Raw genomic sequence first — 16,342 nt, 5'->3', positions numbered from 1 at the left:
TACTCATTATTATCTCCGATGATTCACTTTTACTTCCTCAATCCGCGTATGTGCCAGTTGGGGGTGCGGAATGTGGGGTAAAATTCATCTGCGTTAATCTACGTGTATCTGCGGTTAAAAAAAGCCGCTTCTAAATGAAAGTGAAATAAGGTTGATCGAGATTCAAATCCATCACCCCTTGCACCGTGGCAATTAAATCATCGGATTCACCGGGTTTTTTGAGGAAAATGCTAGTAACATTCCCCGAAAGCGACAGCGAATAATTGTCCTTAATTCCCGAAAGGACGATCGCATCCTCCGCAGAATTAAAGTCACTAATCACAGCATTACCATCACCAGAGTAGTAGATTTTATCACTATCTCCCAGCAAGAAACGGTCATTACCTTCCCCGCCAGTCAAAGTATCAAACTCCCCAACTCCTGGGTTAGTAGCACTCGGATCGATACCTGCTAAAGTATCATCCCCAACGTCACCGCTAACAACATCATTACCGCTGCCGCCGAGCAAGAAATCCTTATCTAACTGACCAAAAATGCTGTCATCTCCCGCATCGCCGCCGATAGAATCATCGCCCTTTCCACCAAAAATTATATCGTTACCGTCTCCTCCCAAAACAACATCCAAGCCTTTATTTGCGTACAGCGAATCATTACCGCCGCCACCTAAGATGCCGTCGGAAGCTTTACCGCTGTAAACAATATCATTGCCATTCCCAGCATCGATAAAGTCGGTGCCAGCATTGCCCAATAGCGAATCTTCGCCGTCATTGCCCTGGATATTATCAGCACCATCTAAGCCGAAAATCGTATCGTCTCCTGCTAAACCATCCAGTGCGTCAGCTTGGGGAGTTCCGAAGAACAAATCGCTAAGCTGCCCGCCATTGAAAGTAGAATCAACGGTAGTATTCGGACTCGGAATCGGAATGCTGGGCGTTAAAATTTGGGGGCCGTCAGGCGTGGGAGTTGGGGTAGGTGTGGGTGTGGTTGTGAGTGGGGGTAGAGATGGAGGAACAAAGCGATCGAGAATAGTATTTCCCGACAAACCTGCAACAGTTTCGATAAATCCGCTGCCGGGGCCATTGCTGGTGGGAGAATCGAAGAAATTGAGAATTTCGATGTCATCTGCGGCGTTGATTTTACCGTCTTGGTTGATGTCTACTAGCAAGGTAGTACCGCTGCGATCGACTCCGACTTTACCGGGACTTAGAAATAAAGCTGCGGTAACACCCGTGACAACCAGGCTGTCAGTGCCGGCACCTGCTTGAATCTTGCTGGCGGCGGATTGTGTGGGGTCGAGGATAAAGGTATCGTTGCCGCCACCACCGGTGAGGATGTCGGCGCCGCCGTTGCCGATTAAGCTTTCGTCGCTGCTGCTGCCGGTGATGGTATCGGCGAAAGTTGTACCGATGATAACTTCGATACCGGTGAGAGTATCAGTACCTTCGGCTGTGGAACTTCCCCCTGCGAGATTGATATTGACGGGACTCGGGAGAGTAGCATAAGACACCGTATCGATACCGGCACCGCCGACAATACTGTCATTGCCTTCACCGCCAACTAAAGAATCATCACCATCGCCGCCGTCGAGAGTGTCATTGTCTTCTCCGCCGAACAAAAAGTCATTGTCGGCACTACCAAACAAACTGTCATTCCCTTCAGCCCCGTACAGAGAATCTTTGCCATCTCCTCCATTGATAATGTCAGTACCTTCACCGCCCCACAGGCTGTCATCACCGGCAGCGCCTACCAGAGTATCGTTACCTTCGCCGCCGTCGAGAGTGTCGTCGCCATCGCCGCCATCGAGGTAGTCGTTGCCAATCCCCGTACCGAGAATTACGTCACCCTCCGCCTCACTAATCACAATGAGCTCGTCGCCGTTCAACACATCATTGCCAGCGTTGCCGAACAGCGAATCATTGCCTTGATTGCCCTCAATCTCATCGTTGCCGGCCAATCCGTCGATGCTGTCATCGCCGCTGCCACCATTGAGGAAATCATCTTCAGGAGTCGCCTTCAGCGGGAAACTCTTGAGAATATCTGCCCCTGAGAGATTGCCAACTTGTTCGATAAAACCGTCTCCTTGTTCGAGATTTGGTTCAGCGAAGAAGTCAAGAATCAACAAGTCGTCAGTCTCGTTAAAAATCCCGTCCTTGTTGAGGTCAATTAGCAAGTCGGTATCCAATTCGCCGCCCCGCGTGACGCCTGCCGTACCGGCGGCTAAGCCGATCGCCAGCGTGAGACCATTGAGAGTTAGACTATCGGTGCCGCTGTCGTCAGCAATGATGCTGCCCGCTGCGGAAGTACCATTTAACACGTAGAAGTCATTGCCAGTACCGCCAAACAGACTGTCGGCACCACCGCCACCTTCTAGGGTATCGTTACCGTCATCTCCGTAGAGTTCGTCATTGCCAAGGCCGCCATTGATACTGTCGTTATCTTCGCCGCCGCTTAGTTCGTCATTGCCGTCACCGCCTTCTAGGGTATCGTTGTCGTCACCCCCATCTGCAATATCGCTGCCGACACCGCCAGAAATAGAGTCATTGCCTTCGTTGCCATCTAAGTAGTCATCGCCGACATCTCCTGTGAGGGAGTCGGCACCGCTGCCGCCGCTTAGTTCGTCATTGCCGTCGCCGCCGGTGAGCAAATTATTGCCCAATTCATCGTCTAGGATGTCATTTCCCGCGCCGCCAATTAGGCTGTCGTTACCTTCGTCGCCATCTAAGTAGTCATCGCCGGCATCGCCAGAGAGGGAGTCGGCACCGCTGCCGCCGAAAACTCCGTCATCGCCGTCGCCGCCGGAGAGCAAATTATTGCCCGATTCATCTTCTAGGAAGTCATTTCCCTCGCCGCCAAAGAGGCTGTCGTCACCTTCCTCGCCATTTAAGTAGTCATCTCCGGCATTGCCTAGGAGGGAGTCATTTCCTCCTAGACCGGAAATTTCATCGTCACCTGCAAGGCCGTCGATGGTGTCGTTTTGGGCGCTACCTTCGATGGTATCATCGCCCGGTGTTGCCGGAGTTGGAGTTGGGCCGGGAGCTGGGGCTGGAGCTGGGCCGGGAGCTGGGGCTGGAGCTGGAGCTGGGGCTGGGCCGGGAGCTGGAGCTGGGGCTGGGCCGGGAGCTGGGGCTGGAGCTGGGCCGGGAGCTGGGGCTGGAGCTGGGCCGGGAGCTGGGGCTGGAGCTGGGGCTGGGGCTGGGGCTGGAGCTGGGGCTGGGGCTGGGGCTGGGGCTGGGCCGGGAGCTGGGGCTGGGGCTGGGGCTGGGCCGGGAGCTGGGCCGGGAGCTGGGGCTGGAGCTGGTGGAGAGCCGGGAATCTGACTGCTAGGCAGGTTGCCGACATTTTGGAAGCGGCCGCTAGTAGGCAAGTAAAAGTCTTCAATGGTCAAATCATCATTCACTTCTACCTTGCCGTCGGCATTCAAATCGATCAGCAAATTGTTACCTTTTTTGTCAATCCCGTTCTGCCCTACTGCGAGGGTGTTTGTCAGGGTGGCGTTGCTGAGGATTAAATTATTGGCGACACCACCAACATTTTTGATTTTGCTGCCTTTGGCTGTCTTGGCATCGAGGATGTAAGTAGTGTCTCCGATGCCTCCCACTAGAGAGTCGCTACCGCTGAAGCCTTCTAGGGTATCCCCGGTACCGGAGGCGACGAGGGTATCGTTGCCACGGCCGCCGTAGAGGGTGTTGGCTGCTTCGTTGCCGACTATTGAGTCATTTCCTTCGCCAGCAAAGGCATTTTCGATGATGCTGCCGAGGGCGATGGTGAGAGTTTGAGGAGGGAGTTCTTGTCCTGTAACTGTGCGGCCGGGTAGGGTACTTTGTCCACCGGGCGCTAGGTTGACGATAACGTTCTCACTGATGGCGGCAACGTTGATGATGTCGTTGCCATCAGTGTCGCTGAGAGTTTTGCGGGCAGAAGAGGCATCGGTGAAACTTGCGAACTCGTTGGTGTAGATGTAGGTGTTGTCGTTAATTAAGTCGTCGCCGTACAACCGCAAAGTTGCGCCGATGAGTTTGCCAGTGTTATTTTCACTGGTATTTTTGGGGTCGGGGGTGTCGCTATTATCTGAAATGTTCAGCGTCCAATCGCCAAGGCCGGTTTCTCCCCAGTGGCGGGCGCTGCTGAAGGTGTAGTTGATGGTTGTGCCTTTGAAACCGTAGTCTTTTGTTCCACTATTGCCAGCCTGGGTGTAGTAAGGGACACGATCGAGAATTATACTCTCGGTACCACCTGCGGTACCATCTGGTTTTGGAGCAATCAACTTGACTACTAAGTCTTGAAATTGACCGTGCTCGATATTCAAGTCTAGTTCGAGCTTGTCGATGTTGATGCCTTGAGTAATCTTGAAGGTTTGATCGATCCCTGCTGGCTTATTGTCGTCGATAACCACCCCCGATTCTGGCAGGGTCAAATTATCAATTTTCACTTCTCGGTTTATTTCATTGGCCGCAGTTGCTGCTTCATTTTTGGCAGTTCCCAATCCCGATCGCGGCTGCCAAGTTTCAGCCAAACGCACTGCTGCCGTAGCATCGACTAATCCGAAGCCGTAGTCGTGATTGACGTGGAGTCCGCCGCCGTTCCAGTTTTTAGCGCCGTTAAATGTCCAAGTATCGGCGTTGAGGCTAACGGCTGCGCTAACGTTCCCGATCGTGAAATTTTTCCACGACTGATCGGGGTCATTTTTCCGGGCTGAGTAAGCTAGGATTTCCTGAACGTCGCGGTAGCCGAGTTTGGGATTGGCTTGCAGGATTAAGGCTGCAACACCGGCAACCATCGGCGCCGCTGCTGATGTGCCGTTAAAGCCTGCGTGGTAGTTGGTGTTGGGAAAGTTTGTCTTGCTTTTGGCTGTTGCGTTTGTATTGTAGCCATCATTGCCTGTACGATCTATAGTGGCAATACTTTGGGGGAATTCGCTGCCGAAGGTTGAGACGAGAACCGGTGCACCCGGATTGCTGTATGTGGTAAAAACTCCTTGATTGTCGAGCGCTGCTACGGCAATTGTATAGCGGCTGTTTGACAAACGGCTTAAGTTGGCATTTCTCCCCCGCTGTTGCACTCCTGCTCTCAGGTTAGGGTTAAACTGTTGGCGATCGTTTCCCGCAGACCAGGCAAATACTGTTCCCAACTTATTGCGGCCGTTGGTGACAGCGTTTTGGATGCCTTTAACATCATAATCAACAAAGTTAAACAGTGGGCCCCAGCTATTGTTGGAAACGTCGAATTTATCCTGGGCCTGTAAACTGGTATTAGCCTCCTTAAAGTTGTAACCTGCGATCGTCGCTTCGTAAGCAATACCCACTGTACCGAGATCGTTTCTGTTAGCTCCGATAATGCCAGCTGCAGCCATACCGTGACTCTCACCAGGATTCTGTGGCAAGAAGCCGGGCTGGGAAAGCAGTTTATTGAAGTTGCCTGCGAAATCTTCGTGTTCCTCAACACCCTGATCGACGACACCTACTTTGATGCCTTTGCCCGTATACTGTGGCCACAGAGGGAGTACATTCAGGTCAATGCCGGGAGCATTTTCGACTTTCCTATTATTCTCAACTTTCTGTCCTGTGTTCAGCAGCCACCACTGATCCTTGGCTAGAGTATCTTTTAAGTCGTCTGGAAATCTGGATGAATTAGTCATAACAAGCCTCTCCTGATAATTTTCTTAACTGCTTCTGAAAGCGATCGGGTATGAGGAGAAGGCGATCTCATCTGCCATTAGATGAGATCGCCTTCTCCCCGCATCTCCCCTCAGATAGATGTTGTCATAGATTGGTGGCGATCGCTCCAGTAATTTACCAGACATAAAAATTACCTGTTAAAGTTCACAAATATCCAACTGCATATAGAACCCAAGCGATCGCAGGTTGAGTTTCGCTATCTCAATTATTTCTGTCGGTGGCTGTTTGTAGAAGTCGGAAAAGTCGGATCTTCCAGTCGGATAAGTCGGAAAAGTCGGATCTTTGGCGATGAGGGCGGTTGAGGGTTGACTTTTGAGGGGTGTTGTGTAACAGGAATTGAAGAGGTCAAATGGGCGAAAGAATCCTCAGCAAAGTGAGTCTCAACAAATCAGGGAAGTAGTTCTTCCGTACTTGTTATGGTAAATGGACTGCTGTGAGATATTCGACTGCTATGAGCGATCGCTGGCAATATATCAAATTGGTTCTATAAACATATAGAATTAATCAGGGTTAATCTGCGTGAACATCCGGTTAAAAATTAGTTATATTTTGCCAAGTCGAACAATTTTTCGATAAAGTGCGAGCAGACAATTCTCAGGTCATCTACGCTATTTATGCCGTACATAACTATCCCTAAACAATTTAGGGAACCTTCCAGGGTCATCAAATCTCAACTTTTTTTACGACCAAAACGCCTAGCCATTTTTGAAGCTTGTCTGATCGGTTTAATTTCAGGACTCGCTGGGGTTTTGCTCAAATCAGGAGTCGGATGGCTGGGCAGTTGGCGAGTTGCTACCTCGACAGTAATCCCAGCTTGGATATTACTGCCCAGCGTCGGTTTATGCGGCGGGTTGCTGACTGGTTTCTTGGTTGAGCGTTTGGCTCCCGAAACTGCAGGCAGCGGCATTCCTCACGTCAAAGCTGCTCTCGGCGGAGTCAATCTTTCCTTAGATTTGCGAGTAGCTGTCGCCAAACTTCTGACCACTATTTTAGCAGTTGGTTCCGGTTTAACTTTAGGCAGGCAAGGCCCTACTGTGCAAATAGGAGCATCTTTGGCTGGCTGGATAGGTCACTTGATGCCGACTTCCCCAGACTACCGCCGACAATTGATTGCTTGCGGTGCTGCTGCAGGATTGGCTGCAGGTTTCAATGCTCCCATTGCAGGAGTTTTGTTTGTAGTTGAAGAACTCCTGCACGACGTTTCGGGATTGACTTTAGGGACTGCAATTATCGCTTCATTTATCGGTGCAGTTGTCTCGCAGCTTTTGGGCGGCGATAGTTTAAGTTTGAACCTTCGCGCGTACCAAACCAGTTTTGATGCTCAGGAAATCCCGTTTTATATACTATTAGGAGTTTTAGCGGGATGGCTGGGAGCTTTGTTCACCAAAGGGATTATGGCTAGCTTGCAATTTAACAGGCGATCGCTCAAATTAGCTTTGCCTGTGCGAATGGCTCTAGCTGGTCTAATCTGCGGTTCAGTAATAGCTTTTCTTCCAGCAACTTTCCGCGATAATACGGGTTTGCGGGAGTTTATGCTGACAGGCGAAGCAAGCGGCATAACGAGTTTAATTGCCTTTATAGCTCACTTTTTTCTGACAATTATTTCTGCTGCTTCTGGAGCTCCGGGAGGATTGTTTTCCCCAGCCCTAGTTATGGGTTCTGCACTCGGTCACATGGTGGGAATTGTGCAGGCAGATTCCCTGGGTGTCGGTTTGCCGGTAACTTACGCTTTGGCGGGAATGGGAGCGTTTTTTTGTGCGGTTTCTAGGGCGCCGATTACTGCGGTAGTAATTGTGTTTGAAATTACGGCAGATTTCAAATTAGTGCTGCCTTTGATGATCTGTTCTGTAGTTGCTTATTTGGTGGCGGAAAAGGTGGACAGTGGCTCTTTTTACGATCGCCTTTTGGAGTTTAACGGCATTCAACTGACAAAGGCAAAAGCGGCGAGCAATACTTTGAGCGACTTGCACGCAGATGACGTGATGCAGCGCCGAGTTGAAACTCTTTCGAGTCTGCTGACTTTCGATGAAGTGATGCAGGCTTTTTCGCGATCGCACCACCGAGGATTTCCAGTAGTTGAAGATGGCAAATTAGTCGGAATTGTCAGTCAAACCGATTTGGCAAATGCCAGCGATCGCAATTTGTCCGGCAACTCCCTGCTCAAAGAATTTATGACTGTACAGCCGATCGCAGTCAAAGCAAGGGATACTTTAAGCGAGGTATTGTACAGGCTCAACAACTACAATATCAGCCGTTTGCCAGTCATAGAAGGCCGGCGTTTGGTGGGAATTATTACCCGCAGCGACATTATCCGAGTTGAATCCGATCGCCTCAGCGGAGAAACAACCCAGGGCCCGCATCCAGAACCTTCCTATGTTGTCTATCAAACCAGGGCTCCGCAAGTCGGAAACGGCCGCTTATTAGTGCCGCTTTCCAATCCCCAAACAGCACCCGCTTTGCTGCGGCTGGCGGCGGCGATTGCGCGCGATCGTAATTACGAATTAGAATGCCTGCAAATCATCTTAGTACCGCGCAACAGTTCCCCCTCCGAAAGCGCAGTGCGGACAACCAAAAGCCGCCGCCTGCTGCAACAAGCCGAACGAATAATTCGCAATTTGAACTTGCCAGTACACACCCAAATACGGGTAGCTCACGACGTGCCTAACGCGATTTTGGAGACAATTAAGGAGCGACATATCGATTTGATTTTGATGGGCTGGCAAGGCGAATTATCCACAAAAGAACGCATTTTTGGCGATGTGGTCGATACCGTAATTCGGCAAGCAGGCTGCGAGGTAATTTTGGTTAAATGGAGCGAAAAACTATTAGCAACACGTCAGAAAAATGAGTTTTCCGCCGCTTTCAGCGGGCGGAAATATACCTCTATCGAATGGGAGTTAAAGCCGGAAAAAGTTGAGGGCGCAGATAATCCCCCATTGGCGATATCCTCAGATTCATCAGCGACTCCAGAGACTGAACTTTCCCCGCCGAATTCTGACATTCCAGCCCCAGAATTGGGACTGCACACGCTGATGGGTTTGCACCGCTGGTTGGTGCCTATTCGGGGCAGTTACAAGCAAGCTGCGGCTTTGCGGTTGCTACCGGCTTTGGTGGCTGCGAGTGCTGTACCGGAGATTAAATTGTGTCAGGTTCACCAGCCTTCTGTTGCAGAACCCGATCGCGGAGAATTAAAGCAAGCAGCGGAGTTTATCAAGCGCCGGGTTAGCTGTTCGATAATAGCGACTTCGGTTTGCGCTAAATCGGTTTCTGATGCTTTAATTGATTTGGCTCAGAACGATCAGTGCGATGCGATCGTCCTGGGAGCGAGCCGTGAAGGGCTGCTGAAGCAGGTGATTCACGGGAACATCCCGGAAGCTGTGGCGCGCGGGTGCGACTGTACAGTCATTTTAGTGCGATCGGCCTCTTAGCTAACCAGACGGGAATCCCCCTTCTTCCTAACATCTGTTAAATCTCACATCTTGCACCATTCTCAAGAACAGGCAAGATGCCTGTTCCACAAAGAGTGAATTTTCTTGTGGAACAGGCATCTTGCGTTCCACAAAGAGTGAATTTTCTTGTGGAACAGGCATCTTGCCTGTTCATAAAAAGCTTATTGAGAATGGTGCAACATCTCAGTGGGGTCGGGCGGGTTTATAGAACCTATTTGCAAGCTTTAAGGCTGTTGGCGAACCCGCCCCTACGGCTAATTGAGAATGGTGCAAGATATCTGTTAAATGCTTTGCAGAATTTCCTTCTTCTTATGGTAGCCAAAAATCGGGAATGAAAGTTTTAGTCAAAGTGCGAGTAAACTGATTAATCTTTCTCCCGATTTGAATGTGCGGTTCGTCAGCTTCCACGGGAATAATTGCCGCTTTGTTTCCGATTCCGAAACGCGAAATTACCAAATTTGCCGCTTCCAAACCAGTAACATAAGCTTTTTCCTGCGACCAAGAACCGTGACGGGTGACAACCCAATCGCCACTCATAAATACATTATCATAACTTGTTACCGCCGGCAACAAATACTGATAGCTGCCAGGGGCAAAATGCGTCACCGCCCGCGACAGCCGAATCGCGCTGCTGTCAATTACTTTTGCCTCCCGAAAAGCGGGGATGCAAGTCGCTAAATCCCGCTGAACTAAGGAAACTATTTCCTCATCTTTTAGAGGAATTAATTGATTTGCGTGATAAAAGTCAGCTTCGACAACTGTTCCCGGTTCGTCTCGAAATTCGTCGTGCAAAGCATTCAAATCAAAAAACGTCCAACCTGTAGTTGAACTAAATCCAAAACAGGCATTAGAAGGCAGCGGAATGTCAATTTTTCTGTCAAACCACAGGCGAACAGCTAACACGTCAACTGCACCCAAATTCATCGCGTCCCGAAACTCTTGGCGACTTTGCAAAGCTGGGCTGCTGCTGATAATTTTTTGCATTCCCGTGACACCAACTGCAAAAATAACTGCATCTGCCTCGAAAGTTTCTTCGCCGCCACAAACAACGCCTGTTGCTCGGTTGTTGCTGTCAACTCTTAAATCAGTAACTCGCTGCTTTGTCAATACTTTTGCACCGAGTTTTTCAATGCGTTCGACCCAGGGGCGAAAGATTTTTTCTCCTACTGTGCCGCGACACCAAACTACATCAAAATCTGGTTGGTGTGCTAAGATAAAATAATAGAGCATTCCCAAAGCGGCGGCGGCCGAACATTGTTCTCCTGGTGCAAATAAACCTACTAATAACATAGGCTCAAAAGCATCGCGGTACAGTCTTGCAGAAACGCCAAACTGTTTGAATAGTTCGCGGGCTGTGACGCGATCGTACCTGCGCCAAGCTTCGTCGGAATTGTCGAAATCTAGGACGGCGTAGAGTAAGGGTAAGGCGGAAAGCCGATCGACTAATGGCAGTCTTTTAAATCTGGTATAAAGAAAGGTTCCTAACGGTGTAGGAAGGCGCGGTTCGTCCTGAAAAATCGGCGATTCTACTTCCAATCCGGCGGGTGAATACTGACAAGAACGAGTCCAAGGCGTGAAGGGATCGAGTCCTAATTCCTTGACTAAGGAAAAGATGTTTTTGTAGGGATACCAGAAGCCATGAATGCCTGCTTCTACGGAACGCCCGCCAGCGGTTTTCCACCCTGCAACTAAGCCACCCGGATAAGGGCCTGCTTCTAGCAGGGTGACATCATAGCCTTGCTGGGCTAGGTGATAGGTAGCGCCTAAACCGGCCCATCCTGCACCGACGACGACTATTTTGGGGGTTGACGATTCTGCTGACATTGCGTACCTCTTGATAATTTATTAATGATGACATAATTCATAAAATGCGGATTTGATATAAAATGTGTTGCATTATGTGCTAAATTTCGCTTGAGTGAATAATGAGTGTCAAAAACCGCCAGCAAACTAACCTGTTGCTGCTCTTATTTCCCGCTACCGCATGGCTGATGGTTTTCTTCATTTTGCCCGTGCTAATTGTACTGTTGTACAGTTTCTTAGAACGCGGTACTTACGGCGGTGTTACTTGGATATTTACTCTCAGCAACTACCAGCGTTTGTTCAGTGGACTTTTCTTAGGAGTAATTGGGCGATCGCTCTGGCTGGCTTTTCTAACAACTGCCGCTTGCTTGTTAGTTGGCTATCCCCTAGCATTCTTCATCGCCACCCGTTCTCCTCGCTGGCGAAATGCTTTGCTTTTGCTGGTAATTATTCCATTTTGGACTAACTTTTTAGTGAGAACCTACGCTTGGATCATACTCCTGCGTAGCGAAGGAGTAGTTAACACAGCCTTGCAAAGCTTGCAAATTATTAGCGAACCGTTAAACTTGCTTTTTACGCCTTTCGCTGTGGCGATCGGTCTTATTTACGGCTATTTACCTTTCATGGTTCTGCCTTTATATTCTAGCATAGAACGCTTCAATTTTTCATTGGTAGAAGCCGCTCAAGATTTAGGGGCAAATGATATTCGTACTTTCTGGCGGGTATTTTTACCATTAACAACTCGCGGTATTGTTGCAGGATCTATTTTAGTTTTTGTTCCAGCAGTCGGCGCTTTCATCACACCGGATATATTGGGCGGTTCTAAAACAGTTATGGTGGGAAATTTGATTCAAAATCAGTTTATGAAAGCTCGCGATTGGCCTTTTGGATCGGCGCTTTCTATGCTGTTGACGGTAATCATATTGATTCCTGTGTTAATTTACTTCCGCGTGTCTGACGAAACCCAATAGTAAGGTGCGAAATGGGCACCTTAAGCTGTTGGGCATCTAAATTGTATTTTTTGGGCGGGCTTTCTGGCCCACCCCACAAGACTTTTCTTAAATTTGACTCTACAATTTAAATGCACTTCAGCTTACTTGGATTTTAGCTAAAGAAATCCACCTACCAACTCAATTTGCTGCAATTGAGACAAAATATTGGCTTCCAAGTCTTTTAGACGTTTAGTTTCAGCGAGTATGTCAATTTCTCGCGATTGTTTTTGAGCGAGCAAACTATCTAACTCGGCTTTGCGAGAATTGATATCAGCATTCACGCGATCGCACACCTGTTCTTCGTAAGTCTCAAAACATTTCCTGACTGCTTGATAAATATATTGCGACTGTTCTTCAGCGATTTGTGGCAGATATTTGACAAACTCTTTCTTAGTCGCAGAAATGAACTGTTGGCGAACATACTCCGCTTGCAATGCTACAACACCTGTAACTACCAGAATTCCACCCAAAACTGAAAGAGTTAAAGAGGCAAAAACTACACCGATAATATTTAGCACCAGCGTCACCATGACACAAGCCAAGACACTCTGCCAAAACATATTGAAAGAATGAATACCTCTGTTGAGGTTGTCGGGAATCGAGGAAAACATATCTATTGCCACCTCAGCCCAAGTCGAGTTTTCTTCATGCTTGTAGCTATGTCCGACGGCGTAGAATCGGTAGCCTAACAGCTTCTTATTCATAGCCTCTACTACTCGTTCATATTCAATTCGAGAATCGGCTGCTTTTTCCTCAAGTTCAGAGAAAGCAGAGGCTATCTTCTGTTTGGCGATGAATTCCCAAGCAGCGAGGCGATCGTTCATATATCGCTCGAAAGCACGTTTGAATGAGGTATAGAACATTGCCCGGTTGTTTTTGTCGAGAAATTGCATGAAATCTAAATCGGGCTGAGTGCTTAAAAAATCCTTTTCAAAGGTGTTCTCTAAATCCAGGATATAGGTACGGAAAGAATCGCCTATTTCTTGGGAAGTTCGCTCGCGGACTGTTCTAATTTCTTGCTGGAATTGATTACCAATTTTCGACAAGTTTGCGAAGTCCGACTGAATCGAATCAATTTTCTCTTTCAATTGATCGACAGTTTCATCTAACAAAGGAATGCGGCGGGAGATTGCTGCTTGAAAGCGATTGCAAGCTTGAAGGGCGATCGCTCTTGCTTGTTCCCGTTCAGCAGCAGCTCGTTCCCCAGTCAGAAAATGATTGAGAGCCGCCAGAAACTCGACAAAGCCCGTGCCTTCTAAAGTAGCTTCTGAGTTTTTCAAACGACTACGCAAGGCATTGAGAGCAGAAATCTCAAATACTCGCTGCTGATAAATATCCCGACCCCGATCCTGACAATATTCACTCAGATTAGTCTGGAAAACTCGACGCAGTTTGTCCTCGGCTACTTGCAGTGCCTCAGTGTCTTCTGGATCGAAAAGTCCCTCTCGAATTCTATCCCAAGAATTGACTATGAAGAAGATAGTTAAACCTCGGTCTTTCAGGTAATTCTGGAGATAGCGGCGTTCCTCCAATGTGCAAGGTTGAGACGCACTCAACACAAAAAGTATGGCGTGACAGTTATAGATATAGTCGAGAGTAAGCTGGTTTCGCGCTTCCGTATCATTCAGTCCCGGGCTGTCCACAAATTCGATACCTTTGGCTAGCAGCGGTAGCGGATGCTCTACCACCGCATGACTGATATCTGGAAAAGCTAGCTGTTTACCCCGCTCTAGAATTTTTGCTTCTTCTGGATCAATTGTATAGCGCTGCTTAAACTGCTGAAAATCTATTTCTTCTGGTTGTTTGCTATCGTTATAGTAAATCGTCGCTTTCTCTGCAGTACCGTATGTCAGCACCGTTAACAAAGCAGTACAGGGAGTGACATCACTGGGAAGTAAATTCTGCCCTAGCAAAGCATTGAGAAATGTACTTTTTCCCCGCTTCATATCCCCTAATACTAAAAACCGAAAGACTCCTTGGCGCAAATTTTTACTTTGCTGGATGAGACGTTCAATCTCTTTAGAGAGTCCTAGTTTTCCAGATGTATTTTCTGCTTGTGATTCAGCTTGGGTGAGATTTTGGGCGATATCCTCCAACAAAGCTGCTATCTCGTTGCGAACTCTGACAAGGCGATCCAAGCTATGGAGCCAACCAGCCGCTTTTTCTTGACTGCTCATGGGTCTTCCCTCGAGTAAGGTCTAATTCGATCTTATCACCTTGACCGATCTAAATTTAGGGTAAGATGCGCTAATGACTAATGACTAATGACTAATGACTAAAACAAAAATAGATTTACTCGTGCGGGCGATCGGCAAAAAGTGGCTTTGGGTACAAGCTGCACTAGCATTTGCCTTTCTTTACTTGCCAATTCTCATCTTAATTATTTACTCCTTTAACGCCTCCAGATTCAATGCCGTTTGGCGCGGTTTTACCCTCGATTGGTACCGCAGTTTGTTTAGCAATGCAGGCGCGACGATTGCTACGAGTAGCAGCGCCGGAATCTGGACAGCACTCAACAACAGCTTGCTAATTGCAGCTATTTCGACGGTGTTAGCGACAATTTTTGGTACAATGCTCGCCCTAGCACTCGAACGCTTTCATTTTCCGGGGCGCAAAGCTGTAGAAGCTTTACTGTTTTTGCCGATTATCATGCCCGAAATTACGATCGGCATTTCGCTGCTAGTTTTCTTTACCCTAGTATTTCGGATCGTAGAAAATCTTACAGGAATTCGCCTGAATCTCGGCTTACCTACCGTAATTATAGGTCACATTGTCTTTAATATTTCCTTTGTGACTATTACTGTCAGGGCGCGTTTGGCGGAACTAGATCCCCAATTAGAACAAGCAGCTTTTGACTTAGGCGCTAACGAATGGCGGGCTTTTTGGCGCATCACTCTCCCTCTGATTTGGCCCGCTATTTTCAGCGCGGCACTGCTGGCTTTTACTCTGTCGCTAGACGATTTTGTCGTGACATTTTTTACCACGGGTGTCGGTTCGATGACGCTGCCATTATTTGTTTATGGCATGATAAAATTTGCAGTTACGCCAGCGATTAATGCCATTTCAACTTTGATGTTGTTGGCTTCCTTGTTGCTGGTTGTATCATCGTTAAAAGTTCAGAAAAGTTAAAAAAATTGCTTTCTGTGTCATAATTATTGTCGTCTGCAACTAACACAACCTATGAAACGCCTGCTGACTTTCCTACTTTTGTTTGTGATGAGTGCAACCGTGGCTTTCGGCTGTAGCCCCACAGGTGGCAACCAGCAGCAAGTGCTCAGCATTTACAATTATGCAAGTTATATCGCCCCAGAAGCGATCGCCCAATTCGAGAAAGAGAACAATGTTAAAATTCAATACGACACTTTCGAGAACAGCGACGCACTCTATGCCAAACTCAAACAGGGAAACCCCGGTTACGACTTAATATTTCCTGCCGATTACATGGTGAAAATCATGACCGCAGAAAATCTAATTGAGCCGCTGAATTTAAACAATATTCCCAACCAAAAAAACCTCGATCCTAAGTTTATCAATCAAGCTTTTGATCCGGGAAATAAATATTCCCTGCCCTACCAGTGGGGAACGATGGGAATTGGCTACAACCTGAAAGAAACCAAGGGCGATATCAACAGTTGGGCGGCGATGTTTGACCCAAAATATACCGGAAAAGTCGCGTGGCAAGACGATGCCAGATACACATTTGCAGGAGTTTTAATGTATTTAGGATTTGACCCAAATACAACCAATACCGAAGAGATTAACAAAGCCCGCGATTTGCTAATTAAAAGTAAAAATATTATTGCAGCTTTTGTCCCCGACACCGGGCAAAATATGCTAGATCAAGGAGAAGTAAATTTGGCAATGGAATGGAGCGGTGATATTTTCCAAGTGATGACAGAAAATCCTAATATCCGTTACGCTATTCCCAAAGAAGGAACAATCATTTTTTCGGACAACATGGCTATTCCCAAAGGTGCGGCCCACAAAGAGTTAGCGGAGAAATTTATTAACTTTATTTTGCAGCCAGAAGTCGGCGCCCAAATTTCCAATTTTACCCACTTCGGATCGCCCAACAAAGCAGCAATCGATCAAGGTTTAATCGACCCGAAAGATTTTAAAAATCCTCAAATTTACCCCCCGGCTGAGGTGTTTGACAAAATGAAATTATTGCAGGATGTCGGGAAAGCAACTGCATTGTATGATAAAGCTTGGACGGAAGTTAAAGCAGGGGCTGGAAAGTAGATATAACACAGGTTTCTGCGGGGGCTGGTTCACTTAAGTTTTGAGTTTGCAGGGGAGTTGCACCCTCGTCAAGAACGGGCAAGATGCCCGTTCCACAAGAAAATTAAGTTTTGTGGAACGGGCATCTTGCCCGTTCCTAAACAAGTAATTGAGAATGGTGCAAGATATCAGGACTCGAACT

At 47.9% G+C, this 16,342-nt stretch carries 7 protein-coding genes; 4 read left to right on the top strand and 3 right to left on the bottom strand.

What is annotated here, in order from left to right:
• Nucleotides 1-130: 130 nt before the first annotated feature.
• Nucleotides 131-5,635: a S8 family serine peptidase gene (locus QUB11_RS21955; RefSeq protein WP_333203994.1), complete on the bottom strand. Its 5,505-nt coding sequence runs from the start codon at nt 5,633-5,635 to the stop codon at nt 131-133.
• A 654-nt stretch (nt 5,636-6,289) separates the two neighbouring features.
• Between QUB11_RS21955 and QUB11_RS21950 the strand changes: the two genes are divergently transcribed.
• Complete coding sequence (locus QUB11_RS21950) at nt 6,290-9,103, top strand: chloride channel protein (RefSeq protein ID WP_333203990.1); 2,814 nt, start codon at nt 6,290-6,292, stop codon at nt 9,101-9,103.
• A 330-nt stretch (nt 9,104-9,433) separates the two neighbouring features.
• On the opposite strand, the gene QUB11_RS21945 is transcribed toward QUB11_RS21950, so the two are convergent.
• Entirely contained in the window at nt 9,434-10,948 is a 1,515-nt protein-coding gene (locus QUB11_RS21945) for an FAD-dependent oxidoreductase (protein ID WP_333203986.1), read from the bottom strand.
• A gap of 101 nt (nt 10,949-11,049) precedes the next feature.
• Between QUB11_RS21945 and QUB11_RS21940 the strand changes: the two genes are divergently transcribed.
• On the top strand, nt 11,050-11,898 hold the full coding sequence (locus QUB11_RS21940; protein ID WP_333150991.1) for an ABC transporter permease: 849 nt from the start codon (nt 11,050-11,052) through the stop codon (nt 11,896-11,898).
• 137 nt (nt 11,899-12,035) lie between these two features.
• Here the strand turns inward: QUB11_RS21940 and QUB11_RS21935 are convergent, their stop codons facing one another.
• On the bottom strand, nt 12,036-14,096 hold the full coding sequence (locus QUB11_RS21935) for a dynamin family protein (protein WP_333203984.1): 2,061 nt from the start codon (nt 14,094-14,096) through the stop codon (nt 12,036-12,038).
• Nucleotides 14,097-14,190: 94 nt separating this feature from the next.
• On the opposite strand from QUB11_RS21935, the gene QUB11_RS21930 reads away from it, so the two are divergent.
• Both QUB11_RS21930 and QUB11_RS21925 read left to right on the top strand, forming a co-directional pair.
• Complete coding sequence (locus QUB11_RS21930; RefSeq protein ID WP_333203982.1) at nt 14,191-15,048, top strand: ABC transporter permease; 858 nt, start codon at nt 14,191-14,193, stop codon at nt 15,046-15,048.
• Between the two features lie 51 nt (nt 15,049-15,099).
• Entirely contained in the window at nt 15,100-16,161 is a 1,062-nt protein-coding gene (locus tag QUB11_RS21925; protein WP_333203980.1) for a spermidine/putrescine ABC transporter substrate-binding protein, read from the top strand.
• The last annotated feature ends 181 nt before the right edge of the window (nt 16,162-16,342 follow it).

The organism is Microcoleus sp. B6-A1 (assembly GCF_036705085.1).
In the GTDB taxonomy this organism is placed as follows: domain Bacteria; phylum Cyanobacteriota; class Cyanobacteriia; order Cyanobacteriales; family Microcoleaceae; genus Microcoleus.
The sequence above is the reverse complement of the archived record's forward strand: the minus strand, read 5'-3'. Positions and strand labels throughout refer to the sequence as shown.

Bases quoted from the DNA above. Each gene is read 5' to 3' on its own strand.
- QUB11_RS21955 (WP_333203994.1), bottom strand. From the start codon at position 5,635: ATGACTAATTCATCCAGATTTCCAGACGACTTAAAAGATACTCTAGCC.
- QUB11_RS21950 (WP_333203990.1), top strand. From the start codon at position 6,290: ATGCCGTACATAACTATCCCTAAACAATTTAGGGAACCTTCCAGGGTC.
- QUB11_RS21945 (WP_333203986.1), bottom strand. From the start codon at position 10,948: ATGTCAGCAGAATCGTCAACCCCCAAAATAGTCGTCGTCGGTGCAGGA.
- QUB11_RS21940 (WP_333150991.1), top strand. From the start codon at position 11,050: ATGAGTGTCAAAAACCGCCAGCAAACTAACCTGTTGCTGCTCTTATTT.
- QUB11_RS21935 (WP_333203984.1), bottom strand. From the start codon at position 14,096: ATGAGCAGTCAAGAAAAAGCGGCTGGTTGGCTCCATAGCTTGGATCGC.
- QUB11_RS21930 (WP_333203982.1), top strand. From the start codon at position 14,191: ATGACTAAAACAAAAATAGATTTACTCGTGCGGGCGATCGGCAAAAAG.
- QUB11_RS21925 (WP_333203980.1), top strand. From the start codon at position 15,100: ATGAAACGCCTGCTGACTTTCCTACTTTTGTTTGTGATGAGTGCAACC.